We start from the raw sequence: 22,998 nt of genomic DNA, 5'->3' as shown, positions 1-22,998 counted from the left end.
CGTAGGGTGGACGGCTGCGCCGTCCACGCGGTGATGGTTGGCAGCCAGATCATCCGGCACGAGAACGGCGCCGCCAACGATCAACGCGTGGACGGCGCAGCCGTCCACCCTACGTGGCCTCGGCAAATTAACGTTCGTGCACCCGGCGACCATACGAATACGTCGCGGCCACCGTACGGTCATCCCCCAGCAGCGCCAGCGCGAACAGCAGCTCCTCGAGCGAGTGGCTGTGGCCCGTGCGGCGCGCCATCAGCGGCGTCGCTTCGCGGTCCAGCACCACGAAGTCGGCTTCGAGGCCGGGCGCGAAGCTGCCGATCGTGTCGGCCAGCCCCATCGCGCGCGCGGCGCCCAGCGTGGCGAGGTAGAACATCCGCAGCGCCGTCAGGTAGCTGCCCTTCATGCGCGCGACCTTGTACGCTTCGTTCATCGTCTGCAGCAGCGAGAACGAGGTGCCGGCGCCCACGTCCGTGCCCAGCGACAGCAGCATGCCGGCCTTGTCGGCGCGTTCGAAGTCGAACAGGCCGCTGCCCAGGAACAGGTTCGACGTGGGGCACACGGCGGCAGCCGAACCGGTAGCCGCCATGCGTGCCATGTCTTCGTTGTCGAGCCAGATGCAGTGGCCGAACATCGCGCGCGGGCGCATCAGGCCATAGCTGTCGTACACGTCGAGATAGCTGCGCGCCTGCGGAAACAGCTCGCCGACCCAGGTGCACTCGTCGCGGTTCTCGGCCACGTGGGTCTGGATGAAGGTGTCCGGGTACGCCGCCGCCAGTTCGCCCGTCAGGCGCAGCTGGGCTTCGGTCGATGTTGGCGCAAAGCGCGGCGTGATCGCGTACAGCGCGCGGCCGCGCTTGTGCCAGTGCTTGATCAGCGCTTCGCTCTCGCCAAGCTCGCCTTCGAGATCACGCAAAAAGTCTGGGCAGTTGCGGTCCATCAGCACCTTGCCGGCCACCATGCGCAGGTTGCGCGCTTCGCTTGCGGCAAAGAATGCATCGACCGATTGCGGGTGCACGGTGCAGTAGACCATCGCCGTGGTGGTCCCGCAGCGCAGCAGCTCGTCGAGGAAGAAGTCGGCCGTGGTGCGGCCATCTGCGTGATCTTCGTAGCGGCGCTCGGTCGGGAAGGTATAGGTCTCGAGCCACGGCAGCAGGCCAGGCGCCGGCGAGGCGATCATGTCGGTCTGCGGGTAATGCAGGTGCGTGTCGATGAAGCCGGGGACGATCAGCTTGCCGCGGTAGTCAACGGGTTCGAGGCCCGCAGGCAGCGTAGGCGCGAGCGCGGCGTAGTCGCCGGCGGCCTGGATACGGCCGTCCTCGACGATCAGCAGGCCGTCTTCGTACAACAGCGCGGCGCCGTCGTCGAACGCCGGATCGGCGCGAAAGTGCAGCAGGCTGGCGCGATAGGCCTGCACATTGGGTGATGCAGTGGGCATTACGAAAATTCCGTTTGAAGTTCTGGGTGATATGCAGTGTGGCCTGCAGCTTCCCACACGGCCAGCAATTGCGCCACACTCGATGCGGCGATCACGGCCGGGGCCTTGCCGGCAATATCGGGCAGGCCGATCGGGCAGACCATATTGGCCAGGCGCGCATCGTCGATGCCGCGCTCGCGCAGGCGCGCTTCGAACTGGCTGCGTTTGGTGCTTGAACCAATCAGGCCGAACCAGTCGGGCGTGGCCGGATGCGCGGGGCGCGCCAGGATCGCGTGGCACAGGCGCAGGTCGAGCGCGTGGCTGTGGGTCATGACGAGAAAGCTCGTGCCAGGGGCGGCGTGTGCTACCAGCGCCTCGGGCGTATCGGTCGCCTCGATCGTCACATTCGGGGGAATCAACGCCGGGAACATGGCGTCGCGTTCGTCGACCCACGTCACGCGGCATGGCAGCTCGGCCAGCGCGCGCACGATGGCGGCGCCCACGTGGCCGGCGCCGAACAGCATCAGGTGCGCGCGCGGCGCCAGGACAGGGTCGAGCAGCCAGCGGCGACCGCCCTCGCCGTCCAGCACACGGGCTTCAAGTGCGCGTTCAAATGCCGGCGCGTCCGCCGTACCCGCGAGGGGCGCCGCGTCGTCGAACAAGGCCCACTCGCACGCGCCGTCCAGAGCAACGAGGCGCCAGGTGTCGACGTTGCGGCGGGCCCGCAGCAGGGCAAGCTGCGCGGCATCGACGCGCTCGAACGCGAGCCAGGCGACGCCGCCGCAGCACTGGCCCAGGCTCGGGCCCAGCGCAAAGCGTTCGAAGCGGCGCGCTTCGCCAAGCCCCAGCATCGTGCGCGCAATCTCCAGCGCGCGGTGCTCGAGATGGCCGCCGCCGATGGTGTCGTCAAAGTCGTGCGCGCGCACCAGCATCTTCGCACCCGGCTCGCGCGGCGCCGAACCCTTTACGGCCGCCACCGTGACCAGCACGGACGGCACATCGCCCCGGGCGCGCAACCAGTCCATCGTCACGCGCGCGCGCCGGCGGCGCCCTCGACGAACGCGATCGCATCCAGAATCGCTTCGCTCGTCGCGGGAGCATTCAGTGGTGGATTGACCCGGTGCCCGCCCACGCTCGAGATGGCGTCGCGGATTGCGAAGAAAACCGAGAACGGCAGCAGCAGCGGCGGCTCGCCCACCGCCTTGGAGCGGTGGATGCTGTCTTCGACGTTGGCATTGTCGAACAACGCGATGCGGAAATCCTCCGGGCAGTCCGAGACCGCAGGAATCTTGTAGGTCGACGGCGCATGGGTCATCAGCTTGCCGGCCGGGTTCCACCACAGTTCTTCCGTGGTCAGCCATCCCATGCCCTGGATGAACGCACCTTCGACCTGGCCGATGTCGATCGCGGGATTGAGCGAGCGGCCGGCGTCGTACAGCGCATCGACGCGCAGCAGCTTCCATTCGCCGGTGAGCGTGTCGACCACCACTTCGGACACCGCCGCGCCGTAGGCAAAGTACGAAAACGGGCGGCCCGTCATCGTCTTCGGGTCCCAGTGCAGGCCGGGCGTGGCATAGAAGCCATCGGACCACAGCTGCACGCGCGCCAGGTAAGCCTTGGCGACGAGCTCCTCGAACGGCAGCGCCAGGCCCGCGACGAACACGGTGCCGGCCGCGAAACGCACCTCGCTGGCCGCGCCCCCGTACTGCTGCGCCGCGAATTGCGCGAGGCGCGCGCGGATCTTGCCGGCCGCATCCTGCGCGGCCTTGCCGTTCAGGTCCGCGCCGGTCGAGGCGGCGGTGGCCGACGTGTTCGAGACCTTGCTGGTGTTGGTCGCGGTGGCGCGCACGCGCCCCAGTTCGACGCCCAGCTCGTGCGCGACGACCTGCATCACCTTGGTGTTGATGCCCTGCCCCATCTCGGTGCCGCCGTGGTTGACGAGGATGGAGCCGTCCACGTAGACGTGCACCAGCGCGCCAGCCTGGTTCAGGTGCGTGACATTGAACGCGATGCCGAACTTGAGCGGCGTGAGCGCCAGCCCCTTCTTGAGCACGGGGCTGGTGCGGTTGTAGTCGTCCACGGCCGCGCGGCGCGCGCGGTAGTCGCTGCCCGCTTCGAGTTCGGCCACCAGTTCGGGGATGACATTGTCTACGATGGTCTGGCCATAGGGCGTGACGTTGCGCTCCTGCGCGCCGTAGAAATTCAGGCGCCGAATATCGAGCGCGTCGCGGCCCAGGTTGCGCGCGATCTCATCCAACACGTATTCGATGGCAATCGCGCCCTGCGGACCGCCGAAGCCGCGAAACGCGGTGTTCGATTGCGTGTTGGTCTTGCCGCAGGCAGCGCGAATGTCGACGTCGGACAGGTAATACGCATTGTCGAAGTGGCAGACGGCGCGGGTGGCCACGGGGCCGGACAAATCGGCCGAGTAGCCGGCGCGCGTGACCATGTCGACCCGCGCGGCCAGGATGCGGCCCGCGTCGTCGTAGCCGACTTCGTACTCGTAATGGAAGCAGTGACGCTTGCCGGTAACGAGCATGTCGTCGTCGCGGTCGGCGCGCAGCTTGACGGGGCGGCCCGTACGCACGGCGGCGATGGCGGCCGCCGCGGCCCACAGCGCCGACTGCGATTCCTTGCCGCCAAAGCCGCCGCCCATGCGGCGGCACTCGACCGTGACGTGGTGCGAATGCAGGCCGAGCGCATGGGCGATCACGTGCTGCATCTCGCTTGGGTGCTGGGTCGACGAGTACACGTGCATGCCGCGGTCTTCGCCGGGAATCGCATACGCGATCTGGCCTTCGAGATAGAACTGCTCCTGCCCACCCACGTACAGCTGGCCCTTAACCGTGTGCGGTGCGCGTGCAAACGCGGCTTCGGCGTCGCCGCGCGTCAGGCGCATGGGCGGCAGCACATACGATTGCGCGGCGCGCGCTGCCTGCGGGGTCAGGATCGCCGGCAGGTCCTCGTAGGTCACCTGCGCCAGGCGCGCCGCACGGCGTGCGTTGTCGTGGCTGTCGGCGACGACGATGAAAATCGGCTGGCCCACGTACTGCACGAGACCATCGGCCAGGATCGGATCGTCGTGGATGATCGGGCCGCAATCGTTCAGTCCCGGGATATCGGCGACGGTCAGCACGGCGACCACGCCAGTGCTGGCGCGGACCGGCGCCAGGTCGATGGCGGCGATGTGCGCATGCGCACGGGTCGACAAACCCAGCGCCGCATGCAGCGTGCCGGCCAGCTCGGCGATATCGTCGGTGAAGGTCGCGCCGCCGCGCACGTGCAGCTCGCTCGACTCGTGCTTGCGCGCGCGGCCCACTTCGGCCCAGACGTCCAGGTTCTTGATGCCGCCGTCGTTCATGATCGTCTCCTCAGGCGCCGGCAAAGGCATTGACTGCCTGCGCGGGCAGCGGGTCGTGCAGGCGCGTCTCGAGCCAGAAGCGGCGCAGCAGGTTCTGCGCCGTGCGCATCCGGTAGCTGCTCGAAGCCCTGGCATCCGACAGCGGCGCATAATCGCGGCCCAGCGCCGCCATCGCGCCCGTCAAGACGTCTTCGCTCCACGGCTGGCCGAGCAGCGCGGCTTCGGCCTGCACGGCGCGCTGTGGCGTTGCGGCCATGCCGCCAAACGCGATGCGGGCGTCGACGATCGTCTCGCCGTCGAGCACGATGGCAAACGCGGCGCACACGGCCGAGATGTCCTGGTCGAAGCGCTTGGCCAGTTTATAGGTGCGAAAACGCAGGCCGGGACGCGATTGCGGCAGCGGCACACGTACGGCCTGGACGAATTCACCGGGCTGCAAATCCTTCTTCTGGTAGCCCAGGTAAAAGTCGTCCAGCGCCAGCACGCGCGTACCGGCGCTGCTGGCCAGGACCACCTGGCTGCCCAGTGCGATCATCCACGGCATCGAGTCGCCGATCGGCGAGCCGTTGGCCACGTTGCCGCCCAGCGTGCCGGCATGGCGGATCGGCAGCGACGCGAAACGCTGCCAGAGTTCCGTGAGCTCAGCGGGATAGCGCGCCGCCAGCGCCCCATAGGCGTCCTGCAGCGAGACGCCGGCGCCGATCTCCAGCATGCCGTCCTGTTCGTGCATCGTTTTGAGCTCGGCGACCTGGCCGAGATAGATCACGTCGCCCAGTTCGCGCAGGTGCTTGGTGACCCACAGCCCGACGTCGGTCGAGCCGGCCAGCAGCACGGCAGCCGGATAGTCAGCGCGCAGCGCCGCCAGCTCGGCCACGGTGCTCGGCACATGGAAGTGCTGGCCATGCGCGGCGTACGTGAAGCCGTGGCTGCGTTGCAGCGTGCGCAGGCGCTCGGCCAGCGCAGCGCGGTCGAAGGCAACGGGCGGCAGCTCGACCATGCGGCGCGCAGCATCGATGATCGGGCGGTAGCCGGTGCAGCGGCACAGGTTACCCGACAGCGCATCGTTGATCTGGCAGCGCGATGGCGCGCGGCCTTCCTGCTTCAGGTACATGCCGAACAGCGACATCGCGAATCCCGGCGTGCAAAAGCCGCATTGCGAGCCGTGGCATTCGACCAGCGCCTGCTGCACGGGATGGGGCGCGCCATCGGGCTGCGCCAGGTCTTCCACCGTGAACAGCGCCTTGCCGTCGAGCGTCGGGGTGAACTGGATGCAGGCGTTCACCGCGCGCAGCGCCAGTTCGCCATCCTCCAGCGAACCGATCACGACGGTGCAGGCGCCGCAATCGCCCTCGGCGCAGCCTTCCTTGGTGCCGGTGCAGCGCAAGTCCTCCCGCAGGTGCTGCAGGATGGTTTGCGTGGGCTTCACGTCGCGCAGTTCGCGCACCTGGCCCTGGTAGAGGAATCGGATCGGTTCTGACATGCCTGTCTTTGGTGAGTGGATTACTGGACGCCAAGGGCGGAAGGCTACCATTCACGGTCCACCAACCCATAATCAATGGATGATATTGCTCATATCACGAAACATATAATGCAACGCCATCACATGGGGCAAGGATGCACCATTTTCCAATGATTGGCGATATCGATGCGCCGCGTGACCCAGACCTTGTCGTGCCGGCCCACATAATCGAGAAAGCGTGCCAGCGCCGCCGTGCGGCCCGGGCGACCGGCCAGGCGGCAATGCAGGCCGATTGACAGCATCTTGGGCTGGTTCAGGCCATCCGGGTCGCCCTCCGCGTACAACACGTCGAACGCATCCTTCAGGTAATCGAAGAACTGCGTGCCCGAATTGAAGCCACCGGCCGAGGTAAAGCGCATGTCGTTGGTGTCGAGCGTGTACGGCACCACCAGGTGCGGCGTGCGGCGCATCGCCCCATCCGGCCCGGCAGCCTCGACGTGTTGCCAGAACGGCAGGTCGTCGCCGTAATGGTCGGCGTCGTAGGCAAAGCCGCCATGCTCGACCACGAGGCGGCGCGTGTTGGGCGAGTCGCGCCCCGTGTACCAGCCCTGCGGCGGCGCCCCGGTCAGGTCGCGGAAAATCGCCACGGCTTCGCGCAGGTGCGCGCGCTCGGTGGCTTCGTCGACGTTCTGGTACGAGATCCAGCGCAGGCCATGGCAGGCGATCTCATGGCCCAGCTCCTGGAACGCGGCCACGGCCTCGGGATGGCGCGCCAGCGCCTGCGCCACGCCGAACACGGTCAACGGCAGCTTGCGCTCCTCGAACAGGCGCAGCAGGCGCCACAGGCCGGCGCGCGAGCCGTATTCGTAGAGCGACTCCATGCTCATGTGGCGCGCCGGGAAGGCACTGGCGCCGACGATCTCGGACAGGAACGTTTCGGACGCCGCATCGCCATGCAGCACATTGTTCTCGGCGCCTTCTTCGTAGTTGAGCACGAACTGCAGCGCGATGCGCGCCGCGCCCGGCCACTCTGGATGAGGCGGCGTGCGGCCGTAGCCGGCCAGGTCGCGTGGATAGGTCGTGGACATGAGGCACTCCGAAGAATGATATAAGCCTGATCATATAGCGCTGGGCAAACAGCGGTATAAGATGCGACGCATACCGCAACGCATCCACCACATATGGGAGACCGGATGGGCAAACTCACCACCCACGTACTCGACACCGCGCACGGCTGTCCCGGCGCCGGCATCACCGTCGAGCTGTACACGATCGGCGCGGCGGGCCGCACGCTGCTCAAGGCCGATGTGACGAACGGCGACGGCCGCTGCGCCACGCCACTACTCGAGGCAGCAACAATGCAGCCCGGCCAGTACGAGCTGGTGTTTCATGCGGGCGACTACTACGCGGCGCGCGGCGTGGCCTTGTCCACCCCGCGCTTTCTGGACCGCATCACGCTGGGCTTCGGCATCGCGGCCACGGACCAGAATTACCACGTGCCACTGGTGATGACGCCCTGGTCGTACTCGACCTACCGGGGCAGTTAAGTTGGCGCCGCACCGGCTTGGCCCCGCACGCATCGGGATCGGCCTGATCCAGGGCGTGTTGCTGTACCTGCTCTACACGGCCCTGCAGGACAAGCTTTGGCCCGCGACCACGCCCCTGCTGTTCGCGCCGCTGGTGATGCTGGGCGTGCTGTTGCCGGTGATCCTGATCAGCGCGCTCGGACATGTGCCGCGCCGGACGCTGGCAGGCTGGGTGAGCGCCGCGGCCCTGGCAATCACGCTGCTGGCCATCCACGACATCTGGCGCCGGCTGGGTGGCGTCGACGTACTGCGACCGACCCCGTCCGGCCCCTTGACGGTGTGCCTGGCGGCCGCTTGCTTCATTGCCCACGCGCTGGTGCTCGCCGGCGCGCGCGAGCATCGGCGCATCGCAGCGTATGCCACGTATTTCGACGTGGCCTGGACCCTTGGCCTGCAGCTCGCCTTCAGCGCCCTGTTCGTTGGCGCGACCTGGCTCGTGCTGCAACTGGGCGCATCGCTGTTCGACCTGATCCGGCTCGACTTCCTGAGCCAGGCCATGCGCAAGGCCTGGTTTTCCATTCCCGTCACGGCGTTCGCCTTTGCCTGCGCAATGCACCTGACCGACGTCAAGCCGGCCATCGTGCGCGGCATCCGCAACCTGGTGCACGTGCTGTTGTCGTGGACCCTGCCGGTGCTCACGCTGCTGGTGGGCGGCTTCCTGGCCAGCCTGCCATTTACCGGACTTGAGCCGCTATGGGCCACGCGCAGCGCCGCCGGGATGCTGCTGTCAGCGGCGGCAAGCTTCGTGGTGCTGATCAATGCCGCCTGGCAAGATGGCAGCGAGCGCCCGGCGCGTGTCATCGCTGTCTCGGCGCGTGTGGCGAGCCTGCTGCTGGCGCCGCTGACGCTGCTCGCCGCCTACGCCCTCGCGCTGCGCGTGCTCGATCACGGCTGGTCGCTTGATCGCGTGATCGCCGCTGCCTGCCTGCTGGTGGCAGCGTGCTATGCCGGTGGGTATGCGGCGGCGGCCCTGCGGCGGGGCTGGCTGCCGACGCTGGCGGGCGTGAACATCGCCGCCGCGTTTACGGTGATCGGCGTGCTGGCACTGCTGCTCTCGCCGCTGCTCGACCCTGGACGCATCGCCGTGGCCAGCCAGCTGGCGCGCCTGGGTGCCGGCCAGATCACGTTACGGCAACTGGACGTGGCGTATCTATGGGATCACGGCGCGCGCTATGGCCGCGCCGCACTGGCCCGGCTGGAGAGCAGCACGACCGGCCCGGACGCCGCCTGGCTGCGGACCGAACTGACGCGCCTGCACCAGCCCGACCTCGACACCGGCGTGAGGCCACTTGCCGACCAGCTGCACGTGTGGCCAGCGGGCGCCACGCTCCCTGCCGGTTTCGTGCAGACCGATTGGCGGCGCACGCCGGACGCGGCGCACCTGCCAACGTGCATGCGCGGCCAGACCAGCCCATGCGACGCGTTCATACTGGATCTGGGCGGCGACGCCAGGCCCGAGGTGATGGTCATTGGCGCCGATGGCGAAGTCGGCGTCGTGCTGCGCCAGGACGCACGCGGTGCCTGGGAAATGGCTGCCAGTCTGCCACTGCTGCTTGGCGATTGCACACCCCTGCTCGATGCCATGCGTGCCGGTCGGCTGCGCGCCGCACCGCAGGCGCTGGCGGACCTGGCGATCGACGGACGCCGCATTCCGCTACAGAATGCCCAGACCCAACTGGAATGCGATGTGGCAGCAGCCAGACAAGTTGAGTAACTTGTCATCATGTTATCCAAGCTGACCGCTTACTGTGTCAGTTAGGCCACACAACATCGCGAATTGTCTCGAATACTCTCCACGTGTCATAAAACTGTTGCTGTCAATATTGCCGGGTGGATAGAATAAATTCCAGTATGTACCGGTGCTCCTGCCTGCTGCCCTTGTCAGCACCGTCGTTCCCAGCAGCCTACGTTTCAGCACACCCCTATTATGAAAAAAACAATGATCGCCAGCCTGCTGGCGCTGCCTCTGTGCGCGTCAGTCGCACAGGCACAGGAGACCGCCGTCAAAATCAGCGGCTTCGGCACCGCTGCCGCCACCTATGCGGATGAAGACCGCGCTGAATTTGCCCGTCCGAACCAGGCCAGTGGCAGCGCAGGCGACTTCCGCACCGGTATCGATTCGAACCTCGGCCTGCAAGCCGACTACACCGTCAACGACTGGCTGTCGCTGACCGCGCAGGGCCTGGTGCGCAAGGACGCCGAAGAAGGTTATGGCGCCGAACTGAGCTGGGCCTTCGCCAAGTTCCGCATCTCGGATGAACTGAGCGTGCGCGTGGGCCGCGTCGGCCTGCCGATCTTCATGATCTCGGACTACCGCAACGTCGGGTATGCCAACACGATGCTGCGCCCGCCGTCGGAAGTGTATTCGCAAGTGCCGTTCAACAGCGTCGATGGCGCCGACATCACCTGGCGCCACGAGTTCGGCAACACCAGCCTGACCACGCAGTTCGCAGCCGGCAGCACCAAGGCGCCGGTGACGAGCTTCCACGTGCGCGGCAAGGACATCCTGGCGCTGAACGTGGTGGCCGAAAACGGCCCGTTCACGCTGCGCGTGGGCCACGCCCGCACCAAGGTCACGCTGGACGACCTGCCATCGCTCAATACGCTGGTCGGCTCGCTGCGCGCTGCCGGCGCCGGCTATCGCCTGCCCCAGCTGACCGCGCTGGCAAGCGAAGTGGAAGCCAAGGGCGACAAGGGCACGTTCAATTCGATCGGCCTGACCGCTGACTGGAACAACTTCGTGCTGCAAAGCGAATTTGCCAAGCGCAAGACCGAGACCTACATCAACGACACCACGTCGTGGTACGTGATGGGCGGCTACCGCATCGGCAAGTTCCTGCCGTACTACACGCGCTCGGAACTGAAGATCGACAGCACCATCAACAACACCGTGCCGACCGCCTGCCCCGCCGGCTTCCCGGCTGCCTGCACCCCGACCCTGCAGGCGCTGCGCGCCGGCGTGAGCCGCATTGCCGTCTCGGGCGTTGGCCAGGGCGAGCAGACCACCGACACCATTGGCGTGCGCTGGGACTTCTACAAGTCGGCCGCGCTGAAGGTGCAGATCGACCGCATCAAGCCAACCGGCAGCGGCCTGTTCATCAATGTCAAGCCAGGCTTCTCCGGTCCTGTGACCGTCGGCGCCGTCGCCCTCGACTTCGTGTTCTAAGGAGCGACCATGAAAAAAATCCTCATCGCCGCCTGCCTGAGCACCACTTTTGCTTCGCTCCCCTCTCTGGCCGAAGTGGTTGTCGTCGTCAATCCGAAAGCCGCCGAAAGCGCACTGACCAAGGACCAGGTCGCCCAGTTCTTCCTCGGTAAATCGACGTCGATGACGCCGATCGACCAGCCCGACAACGCCCCGGTACGCGCCGAGTTCTACAAGAAGGTCGCGGACAAGGATGCGGCCCAGGCCAAGGCCCTGTGGTCCAAGCTGGTGTTTACCGGGAAGGCCACGATGCCGAAGGAAGTCGCCGACAGTGCCGGCGTCAAGGCCGCCGTCGCCGCCAACCCGAAGGCCATCGGCTACATCGACAAGAGCGCCGTCGATGCGAGCGTCAAGGTCGTCCTCACCCCATAAGCAAGCACTAACCACGCCCGCCACCGGCTCTGCGCCGCGTGGCGGGCGTTGTATCTGGAGACAAGCATGAGCATCAAGCGCAGGATCTGGGCACTGCCCATCATTTCCGCCATCATCTTCGGCCTGGGGGCCGGCATCAGCGCGACCATCGCGAACGGCGCCCTGAAGTCGATCACCACCACCGAGTCGGTGGACTATCCGCTGATGGACGCGATCAAGGTCCTGTCGCTCGACATCGGCGCCGTCACCGTGATGCTGACCGATGCCGTCACCGAGAACGACAAGGCGCTCGTCGACCAGGCCAACAACCAGGCCGCCAAGGTGCGCACCGCACTCGACCAGCTCGCCAAGATCCCCGGCCAGCAAGCCACGAGCGCACGCCTGAATACCGAATTCACCGCTTACTACACGCCGGCACTGTCGTCGGCCCGCATCATGCTCGAGATGGAGCAAGGCGACCCGCAGGCCACCGTCGGCGCCATGCAGAAAGCGCTGGCGCTGCTGAATGCCGACCTGGCCAAGACGGCCGATCTGGCCCAGCGCCAGTTCGCGGCCGGCATCGAAGCCAGCCAGAACAGCGTGCGCCAGACCGTGATCGCAATGGTGCTGTCAGCCCTGATCGTGATCGCGGTGCTGGTAGCCATCTCGTGGTTCATGGTTCGCACCATCTGGCAGCAGCTGGGCGGCGAGCCCGCCTATGCGCGCACGATCGCGCAGGCGGTGGCCGCCGGCGACCTGTCGATGGAGATTCACACCGACGCGGGCGACAGCAGCAGCCTGCTGGCCGCGCTGAAGGAAATGCGCACCCGCCTGTCGACGCTGGTGGGCGACATCAAGGCCTCGGCCGACGCCATCGCCAGCGCCAGCAGCGAGATCGCCAGCGGCAACGCCGACCTGGCCAGCCGCACCGAATCGCAGGCATCGAACGTCGACCGCACCACGCGCGCGATGGCCGAGCTGACGGGCGAAGTGCGCCAGAACGCCGCCAACGCGAGCGAAGCCAGTGCGCTGGTGGTCACGGCCAACGAAATCGCATCACGTGGCGGCGACGTCGTCGGCGGCGTGGTCACGACGATGGGCGACATCAGCGCCTCGTCGAAAAAGATCGTCGACATCATCGCGACCATCGACGGCATCGCGTTCCAGACCAATATCCTGGCCCTGAATGCAGCCGTCGAAGCTGCCCGCGCCGGCGAGCAGGGCCGCGGCTTTGCCGTGGTGGCCAGCGAAGTGCGCACGCTGGCGCATCGCTCGGCAGCAGCTGCCAAGGAGATCAAGGAATTGATCGGCGACTCGGTCGCCAAGGTCGGCGCCGGCAGCGCGCTGGTGGACCAGGCCGGCGTGACGATGGCGCAGATTGTCGAGGCCGTGGGCAAGGTGCAAACCATCATGCTCGAGATCCGCGATGCGGGTACGCGCCAGAATGCGGGCATCGAAGACATTGGCCTGGCGATCGGCAGCATCGACGCGATGACGCAGCAAAATGCAGCGCTGGTCGAGGAAGCGGCCGCCGCCGCCGAATCGCTGACGGGCCAGACCGGCCACCTGACCGATGCGCTGGCCGTGTTCAAGCTCGCGCATACGCCCGGCGTGACTGGCACGACATCGAGCACGCGCCTGGCGCTCACGCACTAGAACCCATGCAATATTAGCGGGCTGAAGTGTTGCGAAAACCCAGCTTTGCAAGGCGACCACAACCGTAATAGCTTTACCAAGAGTGTTTCATCGCCGCCAAGGCCGCTCACTCTGTAGCGCACACGATGCGCGCAGCGCCATGTGGACGATCCGGCATGCCATGCCAGATTGTCCACATGCCCGTCTTGCTGCACGTCACACCAAATCCTTTACAAAATTAATGCCCATAGGCATCATCCCTTGATCCGCCGGTGACTCTGGCGTCCTGGTCACTTTCCTGAGGTACCCACACCCGGCTCATATGGCAGCAGTCCTCCCTCATCCGACCACCGGCACACCGTTGTCGGGCCTTGCGCGCGCGCTCGTCCAGGCCAACCGCCTGAGCGCCGTGCAGGCGGACATGCTGCACAAGAAAGCCGCGCAGGAAAAGATCGCGTTCATCGATGCCCTGCTGGCCAGCGGCGCCATCGAGGCGCGCGCGCTGGCCGCGTTTTGCGCCGAGACCTTTGGCTATCCGCTGCTCGACCTGTCGGCCTTTTCGGTGGGCGTGCTGCCCGCCAGCGCCATCGATGCCAAGCTGATGCAGGCCCAGCGCGTGATCGCGCTGGCCAAGCGCGGCAACAAGCTGTCGGTTGCGCTGTCCGACCCCACCAACAGCCAGGCGCTGGACCAGATCAAGTTTCAGAGCGAGGCCACGGTCGAACCGGTGATCGTGCCACACGACGCCCTGCTGGCCCTGCTGGCAGCCATCGCCAAGGGCGCCGAGCAGGACCTGAGCGACCTGGCCGGCGAAGAAGCGGCGATCGAGTTCGCCGACGACGACAAGGAAGCCGCGCCGCCCGAGGCAGCCAACGATGTCGAGGATGCGCCGATCGTGCGCTTCCTGAACAAGATCCTGATCGACGCGGTGACGATGGGTGCATCGGACATTCACTTCGAGCCCTTCGAAAAGTTTTACCGCATCCGCCTGCGCGTGGACGGCGTGCTGCGCGACCACGCGTCGCCGCCACTGGCGATCCGCGAAAAGCTGGTCTCTCGCATCAAGGTGCTGGCGCGCCTGGACATCGCCGAAAAGCGCGTGCCGCAAGATGGCCGCATGCGCCTGATCATGTCGGCCACGCGCACGATCGATTTTCGCGTCAGCACGCTGCCCACGCTGTTCGGCGAAAAGACCGTCATGCGTATTCTGGATGCGACCCAGGCCCAGATGGGCATTGATGCGCTCGGTTACGATCCGGACCAGAAAGCGCTGCTGCTCGACGCCATCGCCCGCCCTTACGGCATGGTGCTGGTGACCGGCCCGACCGGCTCCGGCAAGACCGTCTCGCTGTACAGCTGCCTGAACCTGCTCAACAAACCGGGCATCAATATCTCGACCGCGGAAGACCCGGCCGAGATCAACCTGCCCGGCGTGAACCAGGTCAACGTCAATGAAAAAGCCGGCCTGACCTTCCCTGTCGCCCTGAAGTCCTTCCTGCGCCAGGATCCCGACATCATCATGGTCGGCGAGATCCGCGACCTGGAAACGGCCGACATCGCGATCAAGGCCGCGCAGACGGGCCACATGGTGTTCTCGACGCTGCACACGAACGATGCGCCGTCGACCCTGACGCGCCTGATGAACATGGGCGTGGCGCCGTTCAACATCGCCTCGTCGGTCATCCTGATTACGGCCCAGCGCCTCGCGCGCCGCCTGTGCAGCTGCAAGCAGCCGCTCGAGACAAGCCACGAAGCGCTGCTCGCCGCAGGTTACCGCGAGACCGACATCGACGACTCGTGGAAGCCGTACGGCCCGGTCGGCTGCGACCGCTGCCTGGGCTCGGGCTACAAGGGCCGGGTCGGCATCTACCAGATCATGCCGATCTCGCCCGCGATCGAGGCGCTGATCCTGGGCAACGGCAACGCGATGGAAATCGCGGCCCAGGCCGAGAAGGAAGGCGTGAACTCGCTGCGCCGCTCGGGCCTCATGAAAGTCAAGCAAGGCCTGACCAGCGTCGAAGAAGTCCTCGGCTGCACCAACGAATAAGACCCTGAACAGGAACCCCCATGGCAACCTCCCTATCCCCCAAGAGCCGCGGCGCACAGGTCAAGGAGAACGTGTACGCGTGGGAAGGCAAGGACAAGACCGGGCGCACCGTGCGCGGCGAAGTGCGCGCCGGCGGCGAAGCCATCGTCAACGTGACCCTGCGCCGCCAGGGCATCATGGTCACCAAGGTCAAGAAGAAGGTCTACCGCAGCGGCAAGAAGATCACCGACAAGGACCTGACCATGTTCACGCGCCAGCTCGCGACCATGATGAAGGCCGGCGTGCCGCTGCTGCAATCGTTCGACATCGTCGGCAAGGGCCACGGCAACCCGTCGATGGCCAAGCTGATCCAGGACCTGCGCAACGACGTCGAAACCGGCACGAGCCTGAACCGCGCGTTCCGCAAGTTCCCGCTGTACTTCGATCCACTGTTCTGCAATCTGGTCGGGGCCGGCGAACAGGCCGGTATTCTGGAAGACCTGCTCACGCGCCTGGCGATCTACAAGGAAAAAACGCTCGCGCTCAAGGGCAAGATCAAATCGGCGCTGACCTACCCGATCGCCATTTTGGCCATCGCCTTCATCGTCACCGCCGTGATCATGATCTGGGTGGTGCCGGCCTTCAAGCAGGTGTTCGAAAGCTTTGGCGCCGACCTGCCCACGCCCACGCTGGTGGTGATGGCGATCTCGGACTTCTTCGTCACCTGGTGGTACCTGATCTTTGGCTCGATGTTCGCCACCGGCTACTTCTTCTTCCAGGCCTGGCGCCGCTCGCTCAAGATGCAGCAGGCGATGGACCGCCTGCTGCTACGCCTGCCGATCTTCGGCCCCGTGATCCGCAAGGCCACCATCGCGCGCTGGACCCGCACGCTGGCCACCATGTTCGCCGCCGGCGTGCCGCTGGTGGAAGCGCTCGACTCGGTCGGCGGCGCATCCGGCAATGCCGTCTACCTGGAAGCGACGCGCAAGATCCAGAACGAGGTCAGCACCGGTACCAGCCTGACGGCGTCGATGCAGAATGCCGACGTGTTCCCGAACCTGGTGATCCAGATGGTGCAGATCGGCGAAGAATCCGGCTCGCTCGACGCCATGCTGGGCAAGGTCGCGGACTTCTTCGAGGAGGAAGTCGACGAGGCTGTCGCGGCGCTGTCGTCGCTGATGGAGCCGTTGATTATGGTGATTCTTGGTGTGCTGATCGGCGGGCTGGTGGTTGCCATGTATTTGCCGATCTTCAAGCTGGGTTCGGTGGTGTAAGCGATGTCTGCAGTTTTCGGAAAACATTGCGGTGAACGCGCCGTGGAGCTCAGGCAGGAGCAGCCTTTCAGACTCGTGAAAATGTGCGCATCTTTCCCGCGTTGAACGTGCCAAACTTTTGATCCTCCTCTCATCTGGAAGCGGATCTCAATATGCATCGAGCATTTGGCGTCGCGGTTTTGGCTGCGATGTTTTTAACGCCTGCCGTTGGTGCACAAGCGCCTGCCCAAACCATGTCTGTTTCATTGGCACGTGACGTCGCCAGCAAGACGGTCGCGCTTGTCGAAAACCGTGGCCTGTACCCACGCCAGCAGGCCGAATATGACCGGGCCAGGATGGCACTACTGGCCATACTCGAGGGTCAGCCGTCGGACATCGACCGGACAGAGTTGTACACACGCATCACCGGTCTGCTGGCGACCCTCGACACGAACGGGCATAGCTTCCTGATCCCTGCACGCCATGAAGTGACCGTACAGCGCACGCAATCAGCCTCAGGCGATCTTCCACCGGCCACCTTCCAGGTGCTGCAAACAAGCAAAGGCAAAGTGCTGCGCTGGACACCGCCGCCTGTCGTCAATAGCACCACGACGGCACTTGGCCCCTACCTGACACGCTTTCATGACGAGGCCGGGACAACGCCCGACATCGCCGACGCCTGCGCCCTGGTGATCGACCTGAGCGAGCAGACCGGTGGGAATGCCTGGCCGCCCCTGGTGGCAATGTCGCCGTTGTTCAGCGGTGCCAACAACGCGATGTGGGTCGACCGGGACGGCAAGCGCACGGCGCTGATGACTCGTGCCGGCCTGGAAGAAATGCGCCAGAGGACGGGTGAAGGCCGTGCCAATCCGTTGAGCCGCTTCGACAAGGGACCGCTGGCGGTCGTCACCGACAAACGCACGTCGAGTGCGGGGGAAATGTTGTTGATTGCTCTGCTGGGCGAGTCCAGAGTGCAGACCTTCGGCAGCACCTCGTCAGGGATGACGACTGCCAACGCGACGTATCCTTTGCCGGATGGCTCGACCCTGGTGTTGACGCAGTCGCGATATGCCATTGGAGACGGGCCGGTGATTCGTGGAGGGATCGAACCGATGCGCCAGATTCACCCGGGAGACAGTTCAGTTGATCGGGTTGCCAAGGCTGCTGAATGGGTAGCGGCAAACTCGGCCAGTTGTCGTCCCACCGAGCACAAGTAAAAGCTATCGAACAAAGCCGTTGGTTGTTCGATTCGGGTCTGCAGCTGCCGGTCGAGCAGGTGTGTGATTTTTCCAGCGCGGTAAATTGCCATGCTGGGCTGATCGGCCGGATTCTGCCAACAGCAGCTCTAAAGCACTAGGACGGACGTGAAGTCGGTGTATCTCCGATTCGCGCAACGAAGCAGGAGAAGTGCAGGTGTTGGTGAATCGAAGGAGAAACGGCGTGGAATGCACAGGAACACAATTGCGCGAAGCACGAAATGAGCTGCGCGCGACTGTAGAAGCGCTTTTGGGTCGGTTGTTGTTTGAGTATTCGCGGCTTGAGACGGCGTTAGATTTATGCCTTGCGTGGGTAGATGAAGGGAACACTTTCGATGAACGCTCAAAGAAAATTAAAGGCTTTAGTTTTTCTCAGAAGTTGGAACTTCTAGAAGTAGATGCTCAACGTCGGTGTACCAACGATGGATTGCCTTTTTACCTGGCTTGGGTAAAGCGCAGCCATGCATTGCGCGAGCATCGAAATACCTTAGTGCATGGCAGAGTCGGCTTTGACATGATTCGCAGCATCGTCGTCGTTGTGTCAAGCAGAGCAACTTCCAAAACTTTAGTCTCAAAAGAGTACAACTTGGATGAACTCGAGAACGTAGTTGGCGAGGCCGGGACTTTAACTCAGGAGTTGTGTACTTTGCTTTCCAGTTTCCCGTTATAGAGCAGTAAAGGTTGCTGTTCGTGGTGACACGCAACCGGGTGACAGCGACGGGGTCAGGTAAGGCGAGGTCGGCAAGTTCTCGGCATATCGCGATCAAACAAATGGCATTGCCGACAGCGCGACATAACCTACATAGCCTTCCGGCAGCGCCAGCGGAAAGCAGCGGCAAGCCTGCAGCGCGACAGCGCGTTCGTCGCACCACTCGGCCAATTGTAAGCCGAGGCATTTCAGGCGGGCCTCGTGTTCGCTCCAGGCATGCGCAAACGCGGCATCCCGCTCGTCCTCGGGCCGGGCTGCCAGCTTACGGGCTGCGTCCTGCCCCAGGTAATCACGCGCCACGGATTGCCAGTCTGGTACCGGCACGATGGACATCACGTCGATGCCGACTGCACCGCTCAAGCAATACGCCGCGACCGAAATGTCGCCGTCATGGCTGATCGACAGCGCAACCCGCTGATCCCCCGCATCCAGCGCCACCACCGCCCAGGGCGCTACACCCTGCGGCGAATGCAGTGCGATTCGGCCGGCATCGATGCTGACATGCGCGGCCAGCGCCGTTGTCAGGACAGCACGAACGCGCAGCCGGGCCGTTTCACGGTCTGACTGCCCGCGTACGCCCAGTAACGCCAGGCCAGGTGGCACAGCAAGCGGGGAACCGCCGGCCTCGCCTGCCCAGCAAATGGCCAGCGGCATCACCATGCTCACCCCGCCGCCCGCAAAGGCGCCGCAGGCAGACCGACCCAGCTCGTCGCTGCCGGAATATGCTCGCCTTTCATCACCAGCGTGAGTGGTCCCAGGCGCGCGTTATCCCCCACGCGGGCGCTGTACAGCACCGCGCTGCGCGGGCCCAAGTAGACCTTGCTACCGATATCGACGCGGTCGATCTTCATCACCCGGTCTTCGAACAGGTGGGTCTGCGGACAGGACAGCGCATTGAGTTCGCTATGGTCACCGATGTGCACGCAGTCGAACTCCGTGATGTCGGTGGTGTCCATGTACACGCCCTTGCCGATGTGGCAGCCGAGCAGGCGGAAGGCCACCGGCAGCCAGGGCGTGCCGCGCAGGTAGCGCATAAAGTTGGGCACCGCAATGCCTTCGTACATATTGGTGACGCCTTCGGACAGCCAGACGAACGGCGTCCACATCGGCTCCGCGCGCTTCTCGTAGCGGCCCAGTAACAGCCACTTGAAGGCCAGCACGAACAGGTAGTTACCGATGCCGTAGGCCAGACCGATCAACGCCAGATAGGCAATGACGGCGCCCCAGTGCCCTGCCCCGGCGATCGGCATCAGGTCCAGAACCACCGTGTAGCCGACCGTAATCACCATGGCATGCGGCGCCACGATGCGGAAGGCTTCCACCAGCGCGCGGCCCAGGCGGCGCAGGGGCGATGGCTTGTAGGTCAGGTGTTCCGGATAACCGCCGACCTGTTCGCGCGCCGGCAGGCGAATCGGGGGCGAGCCGAGCCACGTGTCGCCGGCCGTCATGCGCTCGTTGTCCGGGGCGTGGGTGTGAACGCCCACCAGCACGCCCTCCGGCAGGATGGTGCCGTCCGGGATGTAGCTGCCGTTGCCGACGAACGAGCGGTTCGACACCACGGTCGGCTGCATCGTCATCCAGCCGCCATCGACATGTTCATCGCCCAGCATCACGGCGTCGGCAATGAAGGTTTCATCGCCCAGCGTTAGCATGTCCGGGACCACGCCCAGCGCGGTGGAGATCTCGGCATCGCGTCCGACCTTGGCGCCCAGCAGGCGGTACCAGAACGGCGCGTAGACAGTGGCGTAGATGCCGTGCAAAACGTTCAGGCTCGACTCCTGGATGTGGCTGACCAGCCACTTCTTGCAATAGGCATTCGAGTGGACGGCGTAGCGGCCCGGCTGGATGCGCGGCAAAAAGCCCCAGCGGATCGCCGCCGACACCAGCATGGTCAGGAACACCAGCACGGCACTGGCCGGCAACGCCAGCACGAAGTAGCGCACCAGCTGGCCTTCGATGGTGCTCGCCTGCAGCCAGGCCAGCGCACCGCGCTCGTCGAACCAGTCGATCAGCACGAAGCTCGGGAACACCGGCATGAAGAACAGCGTGGCAACCAGCAGGATGCCGAAGACGAAGAACAGCGCTTCGCCTGCGCGGCGCAGCTGGCTCGTGTGCGGGCGCGGCGGCAGTGCCGATGGATCGAACGCATGGGCATCGCGTGCCGGAGAGCCCTTCCAGACGCGGTTCGCAGGCACGACACCACCGTCCTGCAGCGCCGACTGGCCCTCGAGGTGGCCGCGCCGCTCCACGCGGGTGTTTCCTTCCAAGATGGCGTACGACGACACGAAGGCGTCGTCTTCGAGCGTGACACGCCCCAGGAGCAGGCGGCCGCGCTCCACGCGCGCGTTTTCGATATTGACGGCATTGCCGATGCTGACGTTGTCGCCAAACTGCAGCAGTTCAGGCGCGCGCACCGTCATCGAGCCGATCACGACATCGTCGCCAATTTTCGCGCCCAAGAGGCGCAGCCACCAGGTGTACAGTGACGACCCGGCCAGCAGGTAGGTGGGCGCCGCATCGATCAGGCGGTCGGCCAGCCACCAGCGATAGTAGGTCATGCCCCACAGCGGGTACGCGCCAGGCTTGAGCCGCCCGGCGACGAGCCATTTGCCGCCAATCGCCAGCACGAACTCCATGACGGTCGCCAGCAGGAACACGCCGATCGCTGCCGCGACCGCCCGGGGGACGCTGTCGCCGGGCTCGCCGGTCAGGTAGTGATACGCGAAGAACGGCGCCAGCCACTGCGCCATGCGCAGCGTTACCAGCAGCGGAAACACCGCCAGCTGGGCCAGGCCGCAGACCCAGCGTCGCGCTGCCGGCGGCGGGGTCCAGTCGGCCTCCATCGCTGCCGTTCCCGCGCCCTGATCGAGGCTGGCCGCGATCGCGCCAACCTGGCGCTTCTGATAGATGTCGCCCACCGTCATGTGGGCAAAGCGCGGATCCTGGCGCAAGGCGCTTGCCAGGCGGGCGGCAAAGAACGAGTGGCCACCCAGGTCGGAAAAGAAATCCTGCTCGCGCCGGATCGGCTGCCCCGGGAACAGCTGGACAAGGGCCGCGAACAAGGCGGTCTCCCCCGGCGTTTCCGGCGCGTCCGATGCCGCCAGGTCGCTCGGCAGTGGCGCGCTCAATGCCATGGCCTTGAGTGCCTTGCGGTCGATCTTTCCAGAGGTCAGGCGCGGCATGACCGCGAGGACTTCGAAGCGGCTCGGCACCATGTAGGGCGGCAGGCGGCCGGACAGCGCCGTGCGCAACGTGGCGCTCGCAAGCTGCTCGTCGGTCGCGGCCGGCGTCGGCACCAGATAGGCGACCAGACGGTCGATGCCATCGTCCTTGCGCAGCAGGACGGCGGTGGTACCGATGCCATCCTGCTGGGCCAGCACGGCCTCGATCTCGCCCAGTTCCACGCGAAAGCCGCGGATCTTGACCTGATCGTCGGTCCGGCCCAGGCACACGACCTGCCCGTCCGGTTCGATGCGCGCAAGGTCGCCCGTGCGGTACAGGCGCGCATCGTCGCTGCCAGAGGCCCATGGATTGGGCAGGAATTTTTCGGCAGTCAGATCAGGGCGTCCAAGATAGCCGGCAGACAGGCCGGGACCGGTGATGCACAGCTCGCCGGTGGCGCCACGCGGCAGGATCTGCAGGCCCTTGTCGGTCTCGGTCGCGATGACCAGCAGCCCATAGTTCGGCAGCGGATCGCCGATGGTGATCGTGCGCCCGGGTTCCATGCGCGCCAGGCTGGCCGAGACTGTCGCTTCGGTCGGACCATAGGTGTTGAACATGACACGGCCGGGCCGCGAGAAGCGCTCGACCACGGCTTCCGGGCACATCTCGCCGCCCAGGTTGATGATCCGCAGGCTCGGGACGTCTTCGGCAAACAGCGACAGCAGGGTCGGCACCGCATGCAGCACGGTGACGCCGTTTTCGGCGAGCAGGCGCGGCAGCGCTTCCGGATCGCCTGCGGCTTCCTTGGGGCCGAGCCAGAGCGTCGCGCCGACCAGGTAGGAAATCCAGATCTCTTCGAACGACATGTCGAAGGCGACCGAAAATCCCTGGTAGACACGGTCGTCCGCACGCACACCCAGCACCGCGTTTTCGCTGCGCAGGAAGTGGCAGATGCTGCGCTGGTCGATCAGGATGCCTTTCGGCTTGCCGGTCGAGCCCGACGTGTAGATCACATAGGCCGGCGCGCTTCCCGGCACCACGCCGCGGCGCTTGAGCACGTAGTCGTCCGTTGCGGGCAGCAGCAGGTGCTCGGCCATGTGGATGGGTTGGGTCATACTGCCAAGGCGCTCGCGCATCCGTTCGCTGGTCACCAGCGCCGGCGAACCGGCGTCCGTCATGCAGACCAGCAGGCGCTCGGCCGGCGTGTCTTCGTCGACCGGCAGCCAGGCGGCCCCGGTCTTGGCAATCGCCGCCTGCATGATCAACAGGTCGATCCCGCGTGGCATCCACAGGCCGACGATATCGCCTGGCCCGATGCCGGAGTCGATCAGGCGCGAGGCGGCCAGGCTGGCCTGCTCGTCGAGTTCGCGGTAGCTGAGCTGGCGTGCACCGGACACGAAGGCGGGCTGGTCGGGCGTACGCTGCGCGCTGGCTTCGAGCAGGTCGGCCAGGATTTCATCGCGCAGCAACTCGGGCTGGTGGGGTCCGTACAGGATGTCGGGATGCTGCGTCGAGGAAATAGAATTTTTCATCGACACCACATAAGGCTGAGGCGCATTTACGCAAGGCGCTTATCAAACAAAA

16 protein-coding genes are annotated in these 22,998 nt (G+C 65.4%); 9 read left to right on the top strand and 7 right to left on the bottom strand.

The window, feature by feature from the left end; all coding sequences use genetic code 11:
• Positions 1-127: 127 nt before the first annotated feature.
• The 5 genes from guaD to puuE all read right to left on the bottom strand — a co-directional run bounded on the left by guaD (position 128) and on the right by puuE (position 7,319).
• A complete protein-coding gene (guaD, locus tag ACZ0AJ_RS01690; RefSeq protein ID WP_499453565.1) occupies positions 128-1,432 on the bottom strand; it encodes a guanine deaminase in 1,305 nt (434 codons plus the stop codon).
• A complete protein-coding gene (xdhC, locus tag ACZ0AJ_RS01685) occupies positions 1,432-2,436 on the bottom strand; it encodes a xanthine dehydrogenase accessory protein XdhC (RefSeq protein WP_499456703.1) in 1,005 nt (334 codons plus the stop codon). The genes guaD and xdhC overlap by 1 nt, the downstream gene beginning before the upstream one ends.
• A 2-nt stretch (positions 2,437-2,438) precedes the next feature.
• Positions 2,439-4,772, bottom strand: coding sequence for a xanthine dehydrogenase molybdopterin binding subunit (gene xdhB, locus ACZ0AJ_RS01680; protein ID WP_499453563.1), 2,334 nt, complete (start codon positions 4,770-4,772; stop codon positions 2,439-2,441).
• A 10-nt stretch (positions 4,773-4,782) separates the two neighbouring features.
• Entirely contained in the window at positions 4,783-6,252 is a 1,470-nt protein-coding gene (gene xdhA / locus ACZ0AJ_RS01675) for a xanthine dehydrogenase small subunit (RefSeq protein ID WP_499453561.1), read from the bottom strand.
• A gap of 119 nt (positions 6,253-6,371) precedes the next feature.
• The gene (puuE, locus tag ACZ0AJ_RS01670; RefSeq protein WP_499453559.1) at positions 6,372-7,319 is read right to left on the bottom strand and encodes an allantoinase PuuE; all 948 of its coding nucleotides are present in this window, start codon (positions 7,317-7,319) and stop codon (positions 6,372-6,374) included.
• Between the two features lie 105 nt (positions 7,320-7,424).
• Here puuE and uraH point away from each other — a divergent pair, with 105 nt between their 5' ends.
• From uraH to ACZ0AJ_RS01625, 9 genes are all read left to right on the top strand, one after another.
• Positions 7,425-7,778: a hydroxyisourate hydrolase gene (gene uraH / locus ACZ0AJ_RS01665; protein WP_499453557.1), complete on the top strand. Its 354-nt coding sequence runs from the start codon at positions 7,425-7,427 to the stop codon at positions 7,776-7,778.
• A gap of 1 nt (position 7,779) precedes the next feature.
• Entirely contained in the window at positions 7,780-9,531 is a 1,752-nt protein-coding gene (locus ACZ0AJ_RS01660; RefSeq protein ID WP_499453555.1) for a DUF4153 domain-containing protein, read from the top strand.
• Between the two features lie 213 nt (positions 9,532-9,744).
• Positions 9,745-10,983, top strand: coding sequence for a porin (locus ACZ0AJ_RS01655; RefSeq protein WP_499453553.1), 1,239 nt, complete (start codon positions 9,745-9,747; stop codon positions 10,981-10,983).
• A 9-nt stretch (positions 10,984-10,992) separates the two neighbouring features.
• Positions 10,993-11,394 (top strand): type 2 periplasmic-binding domain-containing protein, encoded by a 402-nt coding sequence (locus ACZ0AJ_RS01650; RefSeq protein ID WP_499453551.1) that lies wholly within the window; start codon positions 10,993-10,995, stop codon positions 11,392-11,394.
• 66 nt (positions 11,395-11,460) lie between these two features.
• Positions 11,461-13,029 (top strand): methyl-accepting chemotaxis protein, encoded by a 1,569-nt coding sequence (locus ACZ0AJ_RS01645; protein WP_499453549.1) that lies wholly within the window; start codon positions 11,461-11,463, stop codon positions 13,027-13,029.
• A 301-nt stretch (positions 13,030-13,330) separates the two neighbouring features.
• Entirely contained in the window at positions 13,331-15,055 is a 1,725-nt protein-coding gene (gene pilB / locus ACZ0AJ_RS01640; protein ID WP_499453547.1) for a type IV-A pilus assembly ATPase PilB, read from the top strand.
• A 20-nt stretch (positions 15,056-15,075) separates the two neighbouring features.
• Positions 15,076-16,308 carry a type II secretion system F family protein gene (locus ACZ0AJ_RS01635; RefSeq protein ID WP_258836492.1) on the top strand — a complete coding sequence of 411 codons (1,233 nt, stop codon included), beginning with the start codon at positions 15,076-15,078 and terminating at the stop codon, positions 16,306-16,308.
• A 152-nt stretch (positions 16,309-16,460) separates the two neighbouring features.
• Positions 16,461-17,504: a S41 family peptidase gene (locus ACZ0AJ_RS01630; protein ID WP_499453544.1), complete on the top strand. Its 1,044-nt coding sequence runs from the start codon at positions 16,461-16,463 to the stop codon at positions 17,502-17,504.
• A 223-nt stretch (positions 17,505-17,727) separates the two neighbouring features.
• Positions 17,728-18,213, top strand: a complete 486-nt coding sequence (locus ACZ0AJ_RS01625) for a hypothetical protein (RefSeq protein ID WP_499453542.1) — start codon at positions 17,728-17,730, stop codon at positions 18,211-18,213.
• Positions 18,214-18,306: 93 nt separating this feature from the next.
• Here the strand turns inward: ACZ0AJ_RS01625 and ACZ0AJ_RS01620 are convergent, their stop codons facing one another.
• A complete protein-coding gene (locus ACZ0AJ_RS01620) occupies positions 18,307-18,912 on the bottom strand; it encodes a 4'-phosphopantetheinyl transferase family protein (protein ID WP_499453540.1) in 606 nt (201 codons plus the stop codon).
• A gap of 2 nt (positions 18,913-18,914) precedes the next feature.
• On the bottom strand, positions 18,915-22,946 hold the full coding sequence (locus ACZ0AJ_RS01615; RefSeq protein ID WP_499453538.1) for a Pls/PosA family non-ribosomal peptide synthetase: 4,032 nt from the start codon (positions 22,944-22,946) through the stop codon (positions 18,915-18,917).
• Positions 22,947-22,998 lie beyond the last annotated feature (52 nt).

The organism is Telluria sp. AC161 (assembly GCF_979258535.1).
This window is presented reverse-complemented; position numbering and strand designations above follow the sequence as displayed.

What these genes read in the sequence shown, in the direction of transcription:
- puuE (WP_499453559.1), bottom strand. Translation starts at nt 7,319, where the DNA reads ATGTCCACGACCTATCCACGCGACCTGGCCGGCTACGGCCGCACGCCG.
- ACZ0AJ_RS01655 (WP_499453553.1), top strand. Translation starts at nt 9,745, where the DNA reads ATGAAAAAAACAATGATCGCCAGCCTGCTGGCGCTGCCTCTGTGCGCG.
- ACZ0AJ_RS01615 (WP_499453538.1), bottom strand. Translation starts at nt 22,946, where the DNA reads ATGAAAAATTCTATTTCCTCGACGCAGCATCCCGACATCCTGTACGGA.
- guaD (WP_499453565.1), bottom strand. Translation starts at nt 1,432, where the DNA reads ATGCCCACTGCATCACCCAATGTGCAGGCCTATCGCGCCAGCCTGCTG.
- xdhB (WP_499453563.1), bottom strand. Translation starts at nt 4,772, where the DNA reads ATGAACGACGGCGGCATCAAGAACCTGGACGTCTGGGCCGAAGTGGGC.
- ACZ0AJ_RS01635 (WP_258836492.1), top strand. Translation starts at nt 15,076, where the DNA reads ATGGCAACCTCCCTATCCCCCAAGAGCCGCGGCGCACAGGTCAAGGAG.
- uraH (WP_499453557.1), top strand. Translation starts at nt 7,425, where the DNA reads ATGGGCAAACTCACCACCCACGTACTCGACACCGCGCACGGCTGTCCC.
- ACZ0AJ_RS01620 (WP_499453540.1), bottom strand. Translation starts at nt 18,912, where the DNA reads ATGGTGATGCCGCTGGCCATTTGCTGGGCAGGCGAGGCCGGCGGTTCC.
- xdhC (WP_499456703.1), bottom strand. Translation starts at nt 2,436, where the DNA reads ATGGACTGGTTGCGCGCCCGGGGCGATGTGCCGTCCGTGCTGGTCACG.
- ACZ0AJ_RS01645 (WP_499453549.1), top strand. Translation starts at nt 11,461, where the DNA reads ATGAGCATCAAGCGCAGGATCTGGGCACTGCCCATCATTTCCGCCATC.
- xdhA (WP_499453561.1), bottom strand. Translation starts at nt 6,252, where the DNA reads ATGTCAGAACCGATCCGATTCCTCTACCAGGGCCAGGTGCGCGAACTG.
- pilB (WP_499453547.1), top strand. Translation starts at nt 13,331, where the DNA reads ATGGCAGCAGTCCTCCCTCATCCGACCACCGGCACACCGTTGTCGGGC.
- ACZ0AJ_RS01630 (WP_499453544.1), top strand. Translation starts at nt 16,461, where the DNA reads ATGCATCGAGCATTTGGCGTCGCGGTTTTGGCTGCGATGTTTTTAACG.
- ACZ0AJ_RS01650 (WP_499453551.1), top strand. Translation starts at nt 10,993, where the DNA reads ATGAAAAAAATCCTCATCGCCGCCTGCCTGAGCACCACTTTTGCTTCG.